Origin of the sequence: Streptomyces sp. NPDC018031, from assembly GCF_044327625.1 — a bacterium.
Lineage (GTDB): Bacteria > Actinomycetota > Actinomycetes > Streptomycetales > Streptomycetaceae > Streptomyces.
In genome coordinates, this window is sequence record NZ_JBIRFT010000001.1 from 998,825 (window position 1) to 1,016,415 (window position 17,591).

The 17,591-nt window shown below is 69.1% G+C and carries 13 protein-coding genes; 11 read left to right on the forward strand and 2 right to left on the reverse strand.

Features of this window, described 5'->3' with window-relative positions; translation table 11 throughout:
• Positions 1–71: 71 nt before the first annotated feature.
• The 10 genes from dnaK (at position 72) to ACH4B3_RS04290 (ending at position 10,134) form a co-directional block, all read left to right on the forward strand.
• Entirely contained in the window at positions 72–1,967 is a 1,896-nt protein-coding gene (gene dnaK / locus ACH4B3_RS04245; RefSeq protein WP_398461159.1) for a molecular chaperone DnaK, read from the forward strand.
• A gap of 8 nt (positions 1,968–1,975) precedes the next feature.
• Complete coding sequence (locus ACH4B3_RS04250; protein WP_398461160.1) at positions 1,976–2,587, forward strand: nucleotide exchange factor GrpE; 612 nt, start codon at positions 1,976–1,978, stop codon at positions 2,585–2,587.
• 6 nt (positions 2,588–2,593) lie between these two features.
• Positions 2,594–3,547: a J domain-containing protein gene (locus ACH4B3_RS04255; protein ID WP_366472177.1), complete on the forward strand. Its 954-nt coding sequence runs from the start codon at positions 2,594–2,596 to the stop codon at positions 3,545–3,547.
• Entirely contained in the window at positions 3,544–3,951 is a 408-nt protein-coding gene (locus tag ACH4B3_RS04260; protein ID WP_398461161.1) for a chaperone modulator CbpM, read from the forward strand. Before ACH4B3_RS04255 ends, ACH4B3_RS04260 begins: the two co-directional genes overlap by 4 nt.
• Positions 3,942–6,584 (forward strand): ATP-dependent chaperone ClpB, encoded by a 2,643-nt coding sequence (gene clpB, locus ACH4B3_RS04265; RefSeq protein ID WP_398461162.1) that lies wholly within the window; start codon positions 3,942–3,944, stop codon positions 6,582–6,584. The genes ACH4B3_RS04260 and clpB overlap by 10 nt, the downstream gene beginning before the upstream one ends.
• Positions 6,581–7,051, forward strand: coding sequence for a thioredoxin (gene trxA / locus ACH4B3_RS04270; protein WP_398461163.1), 471 nt, complete (start codon positions 6,581–6,583; stop codon positions 7,049–7,051). The genes clpB and trxA overlap by 4 nt, the downstream gene beginning before the upstream one ends.
• Positions 7,051–7,554: an Hsp20/alpha crystallin family protein gene (locus ACH4B3_RS04275; RefSeq protein WP_398461164.1), complete on the forward strand. Its 504-nt coding sequence runs from the start codon at positions 7,051–7,053 to the stop codon at positions 7,552–7,554. Before trxA ends, ACH4B3_RS04275 begins: the two co-directional genes overlap by 1 nt.
• 70 nt (positions 7,555–7,624) lie before the next feature.
• Positions 7,625–8,053, forward strand: a complete 429-nt coding sequence (locus ACH4B3_RS04280) for a DUF2267 domain-containing protein (protein WP_087808818.1) — start codon at positions 7,625–7,627, stop codon at positions 8,051–8,053.
• Positions 8,054–8,116: 63 nt separating this feature from the next.
• Complete coding sequence (locus ACH4B3_RS04285) at positions 8,117–8,380, forward strand: UBP-type zinc finger domain-containing protein (protein ID WP_398461165.1); 264 nt, start codon at positions 8,117–8,119, stop codon at positions 8,378–8,380.
• Positions 8,380–10,134 carry an FAD-dependent oxidoreductase gene (locus ACH4B3_RS04290; RefSeq protein ID WP_398461166.1) on the forward strand — a complete coding sequence of 585 codons (1,755 nt, stop codon included), beginning with the start codon at positions 8,380–8,382 and terminating at the stop codon, positions 10,132–10,134. Before ACH4B3_RS04285 ends, ACH4B3_RS04290 begins: the two co-directional genes overlap by 1 nt.
• A 189-nt stretch (positions 10,135–10,323) precedes the next feature.
• Here ACH4B3_RS04290 and ACH4B3_RS04295 read toward each other — a convergent pair whose 3' ends face one another.
• Both ACH4B3_RS04295 and ACH4B3_RS04300 read right to left on the reverse strand, forming a co-directional pair.
• Positions 10,324–11,499 (reverse strand): glutathione-independent formaldehyde dehydrogenase, encoded by a 1,176-nt coding sequence (locus ACH4B3_RS04295; protein ID WP_398461167.1) that lies wholly within the window; start codon positions 11,497–11,499, stop codon positions 10,324–10,326.
• 287 nt (positions 11,500–11,786) lie between these two features.
• Entirely contained in the window at positions 11,787–12,884 is a 1,098-nt protein-coding gene (locus ACH4B3_RS04300; protein ID WP_398461168.1) for a hypothetical protein, read from the reverse strand.
• A gap of 951 nt (positions 12,885–13,835) precedes the next feature.
• Between ACH4B3_RS04300 and ACH4B3_RS04305 the strand changes: the two genes are divergently transcribed.
• Entirely contained in the window at positions 13,836–17,255 is a 3,420-nt protein-coding gene (locus ACH4B3_RS04305; protein ID WP_398461169.1) for a hypothetical protein, read from the forward strand.
• Positions 17,256–17,591: the final 336 nt, after the last annotated feature.

A 17,591-nucleotide genomic window follows, 5' to 3' on the forward strand; every position in this document is an offset into this window, starting at 1 on the left:
AGGTTCCGGTCGTAAGTGAACCACGCGATCCGGAGAGTCGGCGCGGGCCGCCAGAGCAGGAGGAGATCCTCATGGCCAAGGCAGTGGGCATCGATCTGGGCACCACCAACTCGGTGATCGCCGTGTGGGAGGGCGGCGAGCCGTCCGTCGTGCCCAACAACGAGGGCAACCGCACCACACCATCCGTGGTGGCCTTCACGGACAGCGGTGAGCGCCTGGTGGGCCAGCTGGCCCGTCGCCAGGCGATTCTCAACCCCAAAGGCACCATCTACTCGGCCAAGAGGTTCATCGGCCGGCACTTCGACGAGATCTCGGACGAGGCCAGAGCGGTGGCGTACGACGTCGTCGAGGGCGACGGCGGGGCGGCCCGCTTCAAGGTGGGCGACAAGCTGTACGCGCCTGAGGAGATCAGCGCACAGGTGCTGCGCAAACTCGCCGACGACGCTTCCAAGCAGCTGGGCGAGCGGGTGACGGAGGCGGTCATCACGGTGCCGGCCTACTTCAACGACGCGCAGCGCACCGCCACCAAGGATGCCGGACGGATCGCGGGACTGGAGGTGCTGCGGATCATCAACGAGCCGACGGCGGCCGCCCTCGCGTACGGCATGGACAAGAAGCAGCACGAGACGGTGCTGGTCTTCGACCTGGGCGGCGGCACCTTCGACGTGAGCATCCTCGACGTCGGCGACGGCGTAGTGGAGGTACGGTCCACCGCCGGCGACAGCCACCTGGGCGGTGACGACTTCGACCGGCGTCTGGTGGATCACCTCGCGGACGACTTCCAGAAGGAGAACGGCGTCGATCTGCGCAAGGACCCGCAGGCGCTGCAGCGGCTTTTCGAGGCGGCGGAGAAGGCCAAGACAGAGCTGAGTTCGGTGACGCAGACGCAGGTCAGCCTGCCGTTCATCACTGCCGACGCCTCGGGTCCCAAGCACCTCACCGACTCGGTGATGCGCTCCACGTTCGAGCAGATCACCAGCGACCTGGTGGAGCGGTGCCTGGGCCCCGTCCAGCAGGCCATGGCTGATGCCAAGGTCGGCGAGAGCGACATCGACGAGGTCATCCTCGTCGGCGGTTCCACCCGTATCCCCGCCGTCCAGGCCCTGGTGCGCCGGCTGACCGGCGGCAAGGACCCCAACATGAGCGTCAACCCCGACGAGGTCGTGGCCCTGGGCGCCGCGATCCAGGCCGGGGTGCTCAAGGGCGAGGTCAAGGACGTCCTGCTGCTCGACGTCACGCCCCTGTCGCTCGGGGTGGAGACACGTGGCGGCGTGATGACGAAGATCATCGAACGGAACACCACCATCCCGGTACGCCGCAGCGAGACCTTCTCCACCGCCGAGGACAACCAGCCGGCCGTCGACGTGGTGGTCCTCCAGGGCGAGCGCGAGCGGGCCGCCGACAACCGGGTGCTGGGCCGGTTCCAGCTCACCGACATCCGGCAGGCGCCGCGGGGCGAACCGCAGATCGAGGTCACCTTCGACGTCGACGCCAACGGCATCCTCGAGGTCAAGGCCCGCGACCGGGACACCGGCAAGGAACAGGGCATCACCATCAGCGAGAGTTCGAACCTGGACCGCGGTGAGGTCGAACGGATGGTCCAGGAGGCCGAGCGCAACCAGGGCGAGGACCAGGCACTCCGCGAAGCCGTCGACGCCCGCAACGAGCTGGACGCCGTCGCCTACCAGGTCGAGAAGCGCCTCGCCGAACTGGGCGACACCGCCCCGGCGCACGAGAAGGCACGCGCCGAGATGCTCGTGTCCGACGCTCGGGCGGCGGTCAAGGAAGAGGCGGGCGTGGAGCGGGTACGGCCGCTGACCTCCGAACTCCAGCAGGTGCTGGCCGGGCTGGCGGCTGCCCAGCAGAGCGCCACCGCCGCGGGCGGGCCCGGCCAAGACACCGCCGACGGTGGTCCCGCCGGTGGCGGTGACGACGACGTCATCGACGCCGAGTTCGACAAGGACTGAGGCACGCCATGCCCACCCACCCGAACGAACCCGACCGCGCCGCGTCGGACCCGGCCGAGCCGGCTCCGGAAGCCGAACGTCCGCCTCACGGGGATGTGCCGCGACCGGACCCCTCACCGCCTGGACCGGAAGCGGCGCACGGCGAATCGGAACCCGACGCCGTCCGCCCCGAGCCCGCCGACGACGAGTACACGACCGCGGTCCAGGAGCTCGAAGACCGCTGGCGGCGCGCGCTCGCCGACCTCGACAACCTCCGCAAGCGTCATGCCAGGGAGCTGGAGCGGGAACGGGCGGCGGAACGGTCCCGCACCGCCGCCGCCTTCCTCCCCGTCATCGACAACCTCGAACTCGCCCTGAACCACGCCGGTGCCGCCCCCGGCGCGATCGTGGAGGGCATCCGGGCGGTCCGCGACCAGGCGGTGAACGTCCTCGAACTGCTGGGCTACCCGCGACACGCGGAGATCGGCGTCGCCTTCGACCCGGCCCGGCACGAGGTGGTCGGCGTCGTCCAGGACCCCGAGGCCCCACCGGGCACCGTCGTCGAGGTGCTGCGCCCCGGCTACGGCGACGGTGACACGCAGCTCAGGCCCGCCGCCGTGACGGTCGCGAAGCGGGAGTGACGGGTCATGGCACGGGACTTCTACGAGGTGCTGGGCGTGTCGCGGACCGCGAGCCAGGACGAGATCCAGCAGGCGTACCGCAAGCTCGCCCGCAGGTACCACCCCGACGTCAACAAGGATCCGGGGGCGGAGGAACGCTTCAAGGACCTCAACGAGGCGTACAGCGTCCTCTCGGATCCGAAGACGCGCGGCCGTTACGACCGCTTCGGCGAGGACTTCCGCAAGATCCCCGAGGACTTCGACGAACGGGTCGCGGCCGGAGCGGGCGGCGGGTTCCGCGCTCGCAGGACCGCGGGCACGGGTGGCCCCCGCGCCCGGTACGCCACCGGCTTCGGCGACGACTTCGCGGGGGAGGGTGTCGACATCGAGGACCTGCTCGGTTCGCTCTTCGGAGCGGGCGCGGCCCCCGGCGGCGTACCGGGAGCCGACCAGGAGGCCGAGCTGCCGCTCACCGTCGAGGAGGCGTACAGGGGCGGCCGCCGCACCGTCACGCTCGCCGGCCCCGGCGGGCAGCCGCGGCGGTACGACGTCGACGTGCCGCCGGGCGTCACCGACGGGCAGCGCATCCGGCTGGCCGGCGAGGGCGGCCGGGGCAGCGGCGACGCCCCGGGAGGCGACCTGTACCTGAGGGTGCGTCTCCAGCCCCATCCCCGGTTCCGGCTGGAAGGCCGCGACGTGCACGTGCAGCTCCCGGTGGCCCCCTGGGAGGCGGCGCTGGGCGCGACCGTGCCGGTGCCCACCCCCGGCGGTGGCACGGCCAAGGTCACGGTGCCCGCGGGCTCGTCCAGCGGCCGGCGGCTGCGACTGCGCGGCGAGGGCATGCCCAATCCCCGCGGTGCCGACGGCGACCTGTACGCCGAAGTCCGTGTCATGGTGCCGTCCACCCTCGGCGACCGGGAGCGCGAACTGTTCGAGGAGCTCGCCGCCACCTCTTCCTTCGACCCCAGGAGGACACGATGAAAGACCGACCCGAGAGAGCGGCAGGCCCCGTCCGGACCGGGCTGGGCGACCGCCCGGCCCGGGCGCCCGCCGACGTGACCGCCTCCACGGCCGTCCGGTTCGCACTCGTGCCCGCACCGAGGCTCTCCTTGGACGCCGTGGCCCGCCGCTCGGGCCTCCACCCCGATCTCGTCCGCCGGTTCGTCGCCCTGGGGCTGGTCGACGCCGAACGCGACGCCGCGGGACAGCTGGTGTTCGATCCCACGGCCCCGGCGGTACTCGCCCGCATCCAGCGGCTGCGCGCCGGACTCTGCCTCAACTACGCGGCCATCGGCCTGGTGCTCGACCTGCTCGACCGCATCAGTCTGCTCGAGTCCGCCCTGCGCGTCCGCGGCACGAGGAGTGAAACACCCCCATGGACATGAACCGTCTCACCCAGAAATCCCAGGAAGCCCTCCAGGAGGCCCAGACCGCGGCCGCCCGCATGGGACAGACCGAGGTCGACGGGGAACACCTGCTGCTCGCGCTTCTCGACCAGGAGGACGGTCTGATCCCGCGGTTGCTGCAGCAGGCGGGAGCCGAGCCGAAGGAACTGCGCGAGGCCGTGCGCGACGAACTCTCCCGCCGCCCGCGGGTCACCGGTCCCGGCGCGGCGCCCGGCCAGGTCTTCGTCACTCAGCGCCTCGCCGGCCTGCTCGACACCGCCGAACAGGAGGCCAAGCGCCTCAAGGACGAGTACGTGTCCGTGGAACACCTCCTGCTCGCCCTGGCCGGGGAGGGCTCCTCGACCGCCGCCGGACGACTGCTCGGCCGGGCCGGCATCACGACGGACTCGTTCCTGGGCGCGCTCTCCCAGGTGCGCGGCAACCAGCGCGTCACCTCCGCCAACCCGGAAGTGGCCTACGAGGCCCTGGAGAAGTACGGCCGGGATCTCGTGGCCGAGGCCAGGGACGGCAGGCTCGACCCGGTCATCGGCCGGGACTCCGAGATCCGCCGCGTCACCCAGATACTCAGCCGCAAGTCCAAGAACAACCCCGTCCTGATCGGCGACCCCGGCGTCGGCAAGACCGCCATCGTCGAGGGCCTCGCCCAGCGCATCGTCCGCGGTGACGTACCCGAAGGACTCCGCGACAAGATCGTCTTCGCCCTCGACATGGGCTCCCTGGTCGCGGGCGCCAAGTACCGCGGTGAGTTCGAGGAACGTCTGAAGGCCGTGCTCAGCGAGGTCAAGGCCGCCGAGGGAAACATCCTGCTCTTCGTCGACGAACTGCACACCGTGGTCGGCGCCGGCGCCGCCGAAGGGGCCATGGACGCGGGCAACATGCTCAAGCCGATGCTCGCCCGCGGCGAACTGCACATGATCGGCGCGACCACTCTCGACGAGTACCGCCGGCACATCGAGAAGGACGCCGCCCTCGAACGCCGCTTCCAGCAGGTCCTGGTGGACGAACCCAGCGTCGAGGACACGATCTCCATCCTGCGTGGACTGCGGGAACGCCTGGAGGTCTTCCACGGCGTCAAGATCCAGGACACCGCGCTGGTCTCCGCGGCCACCCTGAGCCACCGATACATCACCGACCGGTTCCTGCCCGACAAGGCCATCGACCTCGTCGACGAGGCATGCGCCCGGCTGCGTACCGAGATCGACTCGATGCCCGCCGAACTCGACGAGATCACCCGCCGGGTCACCCGTCTGGAGATCGAGGAGGCGGCCCTGTCCAAGGAGACCGACCCCGCCAGCGAAGCCCGCCTGGAGGAACTGCGCAGGGAGCTGGCCGACCTGCGCGGCGAGGCCGACGCCAAGCACGCCCAGTGGGAGGCCGAACGGCAGGCGATCCGCCGCGTGCAGGAACTGCGCCAGGAGCTGGAGCAGGTCCGCCACGAGGCGGAGGAGGCCGAACGCGCCTACGACCTCAACCGCGCCGCCGAACTCCGCTACGGACGCCTCCAGGACCTGGAGCGCCGGCTCGCCGCCGAGGAGGAGCAGCTGGCCTCCAAGCAAGGGGAGAACCGGCTGCTGCGCGAGGTCGTCACCGAGGAGGAGATCGCCGAGATCGTCGCCGCCTGGACCGGCATCCCCGTCGCCCGTCTCCAGGAGGGGGAACGGGAGAAACTGCTGCGTCTCGACGAGATCCTGCGCGAGCGCGTCGTCGGCCAGGACGAGGCCGTCAAGCTCGTCGCCGACGCCATCATCCGCGCCCGCTCCGGCATCCGCGACCCGCGCCGCCCCATCGGGTCGTTCGTCTTCCTCGGCCCCACCGGCGTGGGGAAGACCGAGCTGGCCAAGACCCTCGCCCGGGCTCTGTTCGACTCCGAGGAGAACATGGTCCGCCTCGACATGAGCGAGTACCAGGAACGGCACACCGTCAGCCGGCTCATGGGCGCACCGCCCGGATACGTCGGATACGAGGAGGGCGGCCAGCTCACCGAGGCCGTACGCCGCAAGCCGTACTCCGTTGTGCTGTTCGACGAGATCGAGAAGGCGCACACCGATGTCTTCAACACGCTGCTGCAGGTCCTCGACGACGGCCGCATCACCGACGCCCAGGGCCGTACCGTCGACTTCCGCAACACCGTGATCATCATGACGTCCAACATCGGCTCCGAGCACCTCCTGGACGGCGTCACGGCCGAGGGGGAGATCAAGCCGGACGCCCGCGCCCTGGTCATGGGCGAACTGCGCGGGCACTTCCGCCCGGAGTTCCTCAACCGCGTGGACGACATCGTGCTGTTCAAGCCGCTCGGCGAGCGGCAGATCGAGCGGATCGTGGAGCTGCAGTTCGACGAACTGCGACAGCGGCTCGCCGAGCGCCGCATCGAGGTCGAACTCACCGATCAGGCGCGTGAGGCGATTGCCCATCAGGGCTACGACCCGGTGTACGGGGCGCGCCCGCTGCGGCGTTACATCTCCCACGAGGTGGAAACACTGGTCGGGCGCGCCCTTCTGCGCGGCGACGTCCAGGACGGCGCGACGGTCCGTGTGGACACCGAGAACGGAGAGCTGGTGGTCACCTACGACCAGCGGGAGGCCGCCGCCCGGGAAGCGAGGGCCGCGTGAACACCAGCCGGACGACGACGGTGACCTGCCCGCACTGCGAGCGCGAGAACCGGATTCCCGTGACCGCCGAGGGACGCCCCAGGTGCGGTCACTGCAAGCAGTACCTACCCTGGATCGTCGACGCGGGCGACGGCGACTTCCGCGAGGTCGTCGAGCAGGCCACGGTGCCCGTCGTCGTCGATCTCTGGGCGACCTGGTGCGGCCCCTGCCGCGTGGTCAGCCCCGCCCTCGAACAAGTGGCTCGCGACCTTGCCGGACGGATCAAGCTCGTCAAGGTCGACGTCGACAAGAACCCACTGCTCAGCCAACGGTTCGAGGTGCAGGCGGTGCCCACACTGCTTGTCCTGGACCGGGGCGAGACGGTCGCCCGGCAGGCCGGCGCGGCACCCGCGCACGTCCTCCGGGATTGGGTCGAACAGGCCATGGCAGGCCGGCCGGACCGACGAGAAAGCGGAGGTGATCGGTGATGAACATGCCCGTTCGCAGCCACCGCGGTGGCGCGACAGCAGAGCGGCCTCTCGGGTGGGCCCGTAATCCACTGACGGATTTCGACGAACTGCTCAACCAGATGAGCGGACTGCTCGAATCGACGGTGGGCGGGGCGGCCGCGCCCGCAGCCGCCTGGACCCCCCTCGCGGACGTCACGGAGACCGATGACGCCTTCGAGGTCGAGATCGAACTTCCTGGCGTCAAGAGCAAGGACATCCACGTCGAGGCCAACGGACAGGAACTGGTGGTCACCGGAGAGATCAAGGAAAAGGAGCGCAGCGGCGTCCTGCGCCGCCGCGCCCGCCGAACCGGTGCCTTCGAGTACCGGCTGCGGCTGCCGGGCGAGGTGGACACCGAAAAGGTCACAGCGGAGACGTCGGCAGGTGTACTCACGGTCACCGTCCCCAAGGCGGAGGTCGCCAAGCCCCGTCACATCCAGATCACCGAGAGCGGCGAGAGCGGCGAGAGCGGCGATCGCTGACCCGGGAGCCTGGCGGTGCGGGACCGCGGTCCGGCACCGCCGGCCCGCCGGGAGCGAAGGGAGCCCGGTCATGACCGAGACAGGATTTTCCTCTTTCGACACCATGGTGGACAAGGCGAACCGGCTCCTCAGGGAGATCGAGGAAGCCAACGGCTGGCCCAAAGAGCGCCGTAAGCAGTCGTACGCCGCACTGCGCGCCGTCCTGCATCGGCTACGGGACCGCCTCTCCGTCGACGGGGCCGCGCACTTCGGGGCGCAGCTGCCCACTTTGATCCGAGGCGTCTACTACGACGGCTGGAAGCCGTCCGAGACACCGGTGAAACTCAGCGGCGAGGAGTTCCTCCAGCGCGTGCGGGACGAGTTTCCCTACGCGGTCGACGGTGGCGTCGAACGAGTCGTGCACACCGTGCTGGAGGTTCTGGAACGCCACGTGAGCGAAGGCGAGTGGAACCACCTCAAGTCCGGACTGCCGAAGTCACTGGCCTCCGTGCTGCCGTAGACGCTCGGCGCGCTGCCGCGCACAGCTGCGAAGCGGCCCCTGTCCAGGAAGGAGCACCCCCTCATGGTTACGATCCCCGACCCGCACCTGGCGATGGTGCGTCCCGTGAGTCCACGTACCCCGGAAGGATGCGAGGAGTGCCTCAGGGTCCACTCCCCGTGGGTGCACCTGCGGCTCTGCCTCACCTGCGGGCACGTCGGCTGCTGCGACTCCTCGCCCCTCAAGCACGCCAGCCGCCACGCGGCCGGCGTCGGTCACCCCGTCGTGCAGTCCTTCGAGCCCGGGGAGGATTGGCGCTGGTGCTACGTCCACGAGGCGATGGTCTGATGAGCAGCGCCGAGCACGGGCAGGGTGGCCCCCGCGAGACACCGGACCAGTACGGGGCGTTCCCGCGCCTCTCACCGGAGCAGCTCCAGGTCCTGACCCCGCACGGGGAGCGCCGCAGGACGGCCGAGAACGAGGTGCTGTACCGCGAGGGTGAGCCGTTCCGGGAGTTCCTCGCGATCCTCAGCGGGACCGTCGAGATCGTCCACGACCACGGCGGACCCGAGGAGCGCACGGTGGCGGTCCACGGACCCGGCCGCTTCCTGGGCGAACTCGGATTGCTGGAGGGCCAGGCGGCCTTCGACACCGCCGTGGTGCGTGAGCCGGGCGAGATCCTGGCCGTACCGGTGGACCGGCAACGCGCCCTGGTCGGCCGCGATCCCGTCCTCGGTGACCTGATTCTCCGCGCATACCTGGGCCGCAGACATCTGCTCATCGGCCTCGGTGCGGGCTTCCGGATTCTGGGATCGTGCTATTCACCGGACACGTTGCGGCTGCGTGAGTTCGCCGCCCGCAACAGGCTGCCCCACCGCTGGGTGGATCTGGAGAAGGACAGGGAAGCGGAGGCGCTGCTGCGTCGGTTCGCGATCCGACCCGAGGAGACTCCGGTGGTCCTCTGGAAGGGCGACCAGGTGCTGCGCAACCCGAGCAACGCAGAACTCGCCCGGATCATCGGGCTGCCCGCCCCCTCGCCGGAGACAGGGCGGTACGACGTGATGGTGGTCGGTGCGGGCCCCGCGGGACTCGCCGCCGCCGTGTACGGCGCCTCCGACGGCCTCACCACCGCCGTCGTCGATGCTGTGGCCACCGGTGGCCAGGCCGGTACCTCGTCCCGCATCGAGAACTACCTCGGCTTCCCGTCGGGCATCTCCGGGGGCGAACTCATCGAACGCGCGGTGCTCCAGGCCCGCAAGTTCGACGCCCGCCTCATGGTGCCCGCCAAGGTCACCGGGCTCACTCCTCAGAACGACGAGTACGTCGTCACCTTCGCCGACGGGTCGAGGGCTCGTGCGAACGCCGTGGTGCTCGCTTCGGGCGTCTGGTACCGCAGACTCGAGGTGCCCGGCATCGACCGTCTGGAAGGCATCAGCGTCTACTACGCGGCGACCGTCCACGAGGCCGGCCTCTGCCGGGCCGATCCGGTCGCGGTGGTCGGCGGCGGGAACTCCGCCGGACAGGCGGCGCTGTTCCTCGCGAACCACGCGTCCAGGGTCCAGCTCCTCGTCCGGGGCGACGACCTCAACGCGGACATGTCGCGCTACCTCGTCGACCAAGTGGAACGGCACCCGAAGATCGAAGTACTGCTGCACACCGAGGTCCGACGCGTCTTCGGGTCGGAAAAGCTGGAAGCTCTGCTGGTGGAGGACAACACGAGCGGCCGACGGCGAGAACTGCAAGCCGCGGCGCTGTTCGTGTTCATCGGAGCCCGGCCGCGCACGGAATGGCTCAGGGATGTGCTGGCTCTGGACGAGAAGGGCTTCGTCCTCACCGGCGCCGACGCCCAGCCGTTGGCCGATCCGGCCCGGTGGGCTGTTCTCGGCCGTGGTCCGTTGCCATTGGAGACCACCCTTCCCGGCGTCTTCGCCGCCGGCGACGTCAGAAGCGGTTCGGTCAAGCGGGTGGCCGCGGCGGCCGGTGAGGGTGCGATGTCGATCCATCTGGTGCACGAGCACCGCGAGCAGACGGGCAACCTGGTCCGTGCCGCGGGCCCGGAGGGGCGTCGGCCGGTGAGGAGTTCGGTACCCGCGGCCGACTGACATCTGCGCTGGTCTGCTGACGGGTGTGCGCCCGCGTCCTGCAGGACGTGTGCTGTCTACCGTGAGGTCCGGCGCGCCAGACCCCGGCGTCGTCACCCGATGCCGGGGCCCGCCCCCGACCCGGACCGCTCGCCACGTGTCGGTCGGGCCGACCCGGGGGTGGGCATCGGATTGCGGTCCTCGGGGCCCCTACCGCTTGTGGCCGTTGCCGTGGCCGTCGGGATGCAGCACCACCTTCGTCCAGCCCTCCTCACGGGCGTCGAAGTGCTCGTAGGCGGTGGGGGTCTCGTCCAGGCTGAGTTGGTGGGAGACGATGAAACTCGGCGTCGCCTTCTCGCCGGCGATCAGGTCCCGCAGTGCCCGGTTGTACCTCTTCACCGGCGCTTGGCCGGTCCCCATGTGCTGACCCTTGAACCACATCATGCCGAAGTCGATGGGCACCTTGCCCTGTGCCTCCAGCTCACCTTGGGCCTCTTCGCCGCCAGGGTCCTGAGGCAGGTAAACGCCCACCACACCGATGTGGCCCGTGAACCTGACCGAGTCGATCAAGTTGTTGAGGGTGAGGCTGGCGTCCTCGTGGCCCTCGGGGTCATGTGCCTGGTACCCGACGCACTCACACCCGTTGTCGGCGCCCAGACCGAGAGTCGCCTCCTTCACGACCTCCGCCGCGTCCTGCTCGGCGGTGTTGATCGGGATGGCCCCGATCTCCTCCGCCTTGCCCAGCCGGTCGGGCTGATGGTCGGCCACCCAGACACGGCCGGCGCCCTTGAGCACGGCGGAGTAGGCCGCCATCAGCCCGACAGGGCCCGCCCCGAAGATGATCGTCTGGTCACCCGGTTTGACGTGGGCCATCTCGGTGGCGTGGTAACCGGTGGGGAAGATGTCGGCGAGCATCACGTAGTCGGTCTGCCGCTCGGCGGCGTCCTCGCCCAGGCGCAGCGCGTTGAAGTCGCCGTAGGGCACGCGCAGCAGTTCCGCCTGGCCACCCTGGTAGGGGCCCATGTCGGCGAAACCGTAGGCGGCTCCGGCGAGGGCGGGTTCCGGCTGCATGGTCAGGCAGTAGTTGGTCAGCCCTCGCTCGCACTGCTTGCAGAAGCCGCAGGCGATGTTGAAAGGCAGAACCACGTACTCGCCGACCTTCACCTTGCTCACGGCCGGGCCGACCTCCACGACCTGGCCCATGTTCTCGTGTCCCAGCGTGCGGCCGGACTCGAACGAGGTGCGGCCCTCATACATGTGCAGGTCAGAACCGCAGATGTTGGTAGCGGTGATCTTGACGATGATGTCGCAGGGGTGCTCGATCTTCGGGTCCGGTACGTCCTTCACTGCGACCGTTCGCGGACCTTCGTATACCGCTGCTTTCATGATGACTTCTTTCGGTGCCGCTGCTCGAGCACGGCACTGACGGGTTGAGACGGCGTAGAACCTGACTCCCGTGAGTCGCTGCGAGGGGCCACTGGGCTCCGGCACGCCTCTGCGGGCCGTTCACCCGAATCAAGGGGGAACGGTGGTGCCGCCGTCCTGCCGGGCGAAACTCCAGTGTTCCGGCGGCATGCTGTCCGGGTCCCCGGGGACCTCTACGCGTAACAGCAACGCACCGCCCGATCAGCGCAATTCTCCGGACTCTGTCGTTGCCCCGTAGACGCGTCTTGCTAGTGGTCCTGATCGTTCTGCAGCATGCGGCGACGCTCTTGCTCGCGCTTGGAGTAGGCGGCTGCCCGGATCGCGTCGTCGGTCTCCAAGCCCGATCCGAGGGCGCCGCCCACCGTGGCGATCGAAGCGACGAACCAGGACAGCGTCCAGTACGCCGTGGCGTCCAGCGGGTTTCGAGTGAAGGAGGCGAACACCCTGTCGTTGAGGATGAACAACGCCCACACGAAGTTGATGACCAGCAAACCCACGTAGCAGACGACTACCCCGATGCCCACGGTCAAGACGGTCGAGATGTTGTAGAGGGCTGCCTGCTTCCTCGCCTCCGGTGACTCCTCCGCCGTTCGATGCCACAGTTTCGCATCCACGATCAGCCAGCCGATCATGAGCGCGACAGACCCGACCGTGGCGATCACGAGACGTGGCGTGCTCAGAGACGCGGCGAGGCTCCAGACGGTGGAGTTCACCGTGGCGATGGCTCCCGTGGCGAGTGCGGCTGCCAGGGCCTTCGACAGACCCGGCACCAACCGCCAGGGCCGGTTGGCGCGAACCATGCCGACCAGGACCCTGAGGTATCCGCGCGGCCCACTGGTGACGTACCTCAGATCGGCAGATTCCTCCTCTGCGACCGGGTCTGGTTGGACAGGCGCGTGACGGCCGACGGAAGGCTCCAGCGACAGCCGACTCGATCCAGCCTCTTCACCCTCCCTGGCACGCGCGCCGGCCAAGCTGAGTACGGCTTCCTCCACGGCCCGTCGAACCCTTGTCTGCAGCCGCAGGCCCCCCAGCGAGGGAAGGGACAGCAGCGCCAAACCGTCTTCATGACTCAGATCGACCACGAGTTTGCGCCCATGAGAGTGCAGCGGGAGATCGGTGAGGGCCACGACGATGTCCCAGTTCTCCTCACGCCCGCGGTCCCTGATCCGGCGCATCAAGGTGGGCGGATCCTCCGTCCCCGAAGTGAACGGCTCACTGACCACCTCTACGTCGAACCGTCTCCCCCGGCCCGACTTGCCGGCGAGTCGATCAGGAAGTCTCCGCGCCACACGCTGAGCGATCTCCGTGGGTGCATCGGGATCCGCCAGGAGAACCACCCGCATGACTGGACCCTTCTCGTCGGTCGCCCGCGATCGCAGGTGACCAAAGATTGCCTCCGCGGACGTGTCGGCGCACCCCGGCCTGCACCGTTTGCCACGCCGGACCACGATCGGCGCCCAACCCGGAGGCCGGCATCGAGCCGCATCCCTGTCGTCAGTCGGGGCGACGCCATGCCTTGACCAGCGGTTCCATCGATTTTACGGAGCAGCGACCTTGCCCGCCCCGCACGTCTCCCGCCCACACGACGGGACCTCTCTCGGTTTCCCGAACAGCACATGTTCAGCACATATGAACACGGGAAGCCCCGCGAAGATGTGAGAACTATGGCGTCATGATTCCCTGACCAGGGCGCGTGTTGCCAGCATTCCCGCAGGTCAAGGCCCAGGTCATAAGGACCTCCTAAAGCGGGTGTCGCAGGTTCGAATCCTGCCGGGGGCACAACGCACTACCGCTCCGAACTGGGGTTTCTCCCCGAGCGAGGCGCTCTGCTCGGCCTCGGACTCCTCCGTCCGAGGCCGTTTTCGTGAGCGGTGTGTGAGCGGACCGAAGGTTGATTTCCCAAAGATCAGCATCGTCCGGCACGAACTCCGGGCCGGGCTTCTCCGCATCGTCCGGCTCTGGCACCGCTTCGGGAGCGGTGGTCTCGGAGGTGCTGCAGGAGCGCGGTTGTTGCTTTCGGGCCTGTGACACGTCGGGCCGGGCTGCGACGCACTGAGGTAGTTCCTCGGCCAATGCCGTCGACGCTTCGAACGCCGGCATCGGCCTCCGCTTTCCAGCTCCGCCGTCCACGCTACGGAGTAGACCGGTGCCACGTACTGGGCGCGCCGGCCGACACAGTGCAAGACGGTGTTGGAGGGCAGAATGGAAGCTCATAAGGGCGGGGCGAAGGAGCGTTGCGAGTGAGGCCGGGAAGACGGCAGGAGCTGGCCGAGGACACCGGTGAGGCGCGTGCCATGGACGGTGCAGTCGCGAACAGCGGCGTCCTGAAGGTCGCCGGGGATCTGGTCCTGGGGCAGCGCCGCCCCCCGGTCCTGAGCTCGGGCTATCTACACGAGGTCGCCCAGCTTGCGGCCGTCCGCTTCGAGGGCCGATCCGCCGAACTTACGGCCATGGCCGAGTTCTCCACCGCACCCGACGGTGTCCAGGAGGCCCAGGGAAGCGATGCGGGCACGGCCTACTGGCGATGGCTGGCGCCGGCGTGGTCGGGAAAGACCGCGCTCATGGCTCAGTTCGCGCTGCACCCTCCGCAGGGCGTGGACGCGCTGGCCTTCTTCATCACCGCGCGTAGCGCCGGGCGCTCGGACCGGACCGCTTTCCTAGCTGCCATGCAGGGGCAGTTGCGGGAGTACCTGTGTGATGCCGACGTGGACTGCGCCTCCCAGGGGCACTTCCTCGACGCCCTCGAACGTGCCACTGCCAGAGCTACGGCCGAGGGCCGACGGCTGGTCCTGCTGGTCGACGGACTCGATGAGGACACAGGCGTCGAGTCGGCGAGCAGCGGTTACAGCATCGCCGCGCTACTGCCGCGCGTGCCGCCTCCAGGCCTGCGGATCGTCGTGTCCGGCCGTCCAAATCCGCCCATTCCCAGCGACGTATTAGAGGACCACCCGCTGCACAGCGCACACGTTGACCACCTACTGGCACCGTCACCCGCGGCCCAGGCCCTACGGAAGGCCGCGGAGCGTGACCTTCACGCCCTGCTGACGGGTGGTGGACACGGGCGGGAGGTGGCGTGCTTGATCGCCGCCGCCAACGGTGGTCTGAGCGCCCAGGACCTGGCCGACCTCATGGGCGAGGTGAGTCCCTGGGAGATCGAAGAGGTCCTCGGCGGATCATTGGGCCGGTCCTTCCAACACCGACCCGGCCAATGGCCAGCGACCGGCCAACAACCGGCGCACCTGTTCTCCTTCGCCCACGAAGAGCTGCAACAGGGCACTTTGAAGCGGATCTCCCGGGTGGCGCTTGAACGCTATCGTGCGCGGGTGCACGCCTTCACTGACGCCTGGCGTGAGGCTGGCTGGCCAGCAGAGACGCCGGAATACGCTCTCGTCGGCTACCCACAGCTGTTACGCAATCTGGCGGACACCACTCGTCTCACCGTACTGGCGACCGATGCGGGGCGGCACGAGAGACTGTGGGAGACCATCGGCTCCGACACAGAAGCGCTTGCCGAGATCGCCGACGCCATCCGTCTCCACCGGGCCGCAACCAATCCCAACCTGCGGGCGTGTGTGCGGCTGGCTCAGCGCCGCGACGAAATCCGCGGGCATGTTGCCAGTATCCCTGACGAGGTCATCGAGACTTGGGCAATTCTGGGGCACGTACGACGTGCCCTCACCCTGGCCCAGGTGGCGCACGGTTCGAGGCGCATTCCCGACCTCGTCAGACGGCTCCTCTTTGCGGGGAGAGCAGACCAAAACACCGCGTCGCTCATAGCATCGGTGGCCCGTCAGCTCCTGAGCCCCGTTCAGGATGGCTGGGAGCTACGGGACGTCATCGATGCCCTCTGCGGCGCCGGGCACCCTCAGCAAGCCGCCGACCTCGCCCGCAGCATCGCCAGGCCCGGCCGTCGCGACGACGCCCTCACCGCTGTCGTCGGCGCGATGGTCAGGAACGGAGACCCTCAACAGGCCACCGAACTCGCCCGCGCCATCGCCGACCCCGGCCGACAGGCCGGAGTTCTCGCGTCCGTGGCCAGGGCACTGACCGGGTCGGGGCGTCAAGAGCAAGCCGTGGAGCTCGCCCGAAGCATCGCCGACCCACAGCGGCGGAACGGAGTCCCGGGCTCGCTGTCCGCCGCTGCTGCCGAAGCCGCAGCCGATGAGTCGGCCACCGCATACGCCCCCACTCATTGCGCGTTCGGCCAGCAAGTCCCGATCCCGGCCGAACCCGTCGAGGACCCCCATTTCGCGAATAACCATGAGCGAGCAGCCGAACATGCCCGCGGCATCTCCGACCCGGACCGAAAGGCCAAGGCTCTCGGCGCCATAGCCAAGGAGTTGGCCCTGAATGGATTCCACCGGCAGGCTGCCCAACTCGCCGACGAAGCCGCTCGCCTCACTCGCGGCATCGTTAACCATGACGAACGGGACGGGGCGCTCAATATCACTGCCCGGGCCGTGGCCCGCAAGGGGCACCACGCCTTGGCCGCCGAACTCGCCCGCGCCATGGTCGACACCAACCGGTGCGCGGACACCCTGGCGGCTGTCGCCGTGCTCACGGTCCGCACGGGTGCTGGGCAACAGGCAGCCGAACTCGCGGACGAGGCAGCCGAACTCGCCCTTGGCGCCACCGCCCTCGGGCCAAAGGCCGCGCTGCTGGCAGTGGTAGCCGAGGCCATGACACTCACGGGACGTCACGAGCGGGCAGCAGAACTCGCAGGCACAGCCGCCAATCTCGCCCACGATGCCAAAGGGTCCGGTCAACGAGCGATGGCCCTTACGCTCGCCGCGAGGGCCATGGCCCGCACCGGACACCATCGACAAGCGATCGACATCGCACGAATGGTCACCGAACCCGACTTGCTGGATGGGGCGTACGGGGCCGTGGCCGTGGTTATCGCCCACGCGGGGCATCTCAGAGACGCGATCGAACTCACAGGAAGAATAGGCGCCACCGACCGGAAGGCCAAGGCGGTAGCAGCCGTCGCCACAGCCATGGCCCACGCGGGTCGTCACCGACAGGCGGCTGACCTTGCCCTGAGTATCAGTCGGCCGATTAGCCGTTGCAGGGCCCTGACCCTCATTATCAGGACAATGACCCGAACAGGGCACGGATCAGAAGCCGTTGAACTCTCCCGGACAGCTGTCGACCTCGCTCACGAGACCGGGGACGCGCACTGGCGCGCCAGAACGTTGGCGACCGCCGCCGAGGTGCTGGCCCACGGCGAGCATCACGAGCAGGCCGTCGGTTTCGCCCAGGCGGCTGCCAAGTTCGCCCGTACACTCAAGGACCCCGGTCGACGCTCGGCGGCACTTGCGGGCGCCGCCCGTGCCCTGAGCAGTACGGGGTGTCGGGGAGAGGCCGAAGGCGTAGGGCGAGAAGCCGTCAATGCGGCTCGCACCATCAAGGACCCGGGGCAGCGGGTCAAGGCGCTGACGTCCACGGCGAAAAAGTGTCGGGATATTCTCAACGGGCGTGTGCTCCTGGCCGAGGCACTCGACATCGGCCCCTTGCAGCAGGTGGTCGACAGCCTGCCCGATATCGCACCAGAGACTCTGGAACTGCTGGCTCGACTAATGACCACCAAACGTCCGGAGACAGACCATGGACGTACGGTCCGAGGGGGGACATCAGCAGGACACCGGCTTGGACGAGACGACGAGGAGGGGATGGGCCGATGGGCGGACGGCAGCGACTGGTGGCCGGGCTGACAAGGCTGGCGGTGGCGGCCCTGGCCTGAGTCTTATGCTTTTTAGCTGGGCCCGTGCCAACCAGGTCGCAGGGATCGTCTCGGCGCTCGTGGGCGTCGTGGCCCTGGGGACGTGGCCCTGGCCCTGATGTCGGGCCGTGACGGGTCAGTGCGGGTCGCGAACACCGGCCTGGCCACCGCGGTCGGGGCAGGCTTGCACGCCGACACTGGTCTCACCGCTCAGGGGCGTGTGCACGGAGGCATGGAAATCGGGAGGACCGCAGAGGCACAGGCCGCGCGGCGGACGCGCGAACACCGGCTACGACCAGCTCTGTCGCGGTGTGGGCGGTGCGCCGTC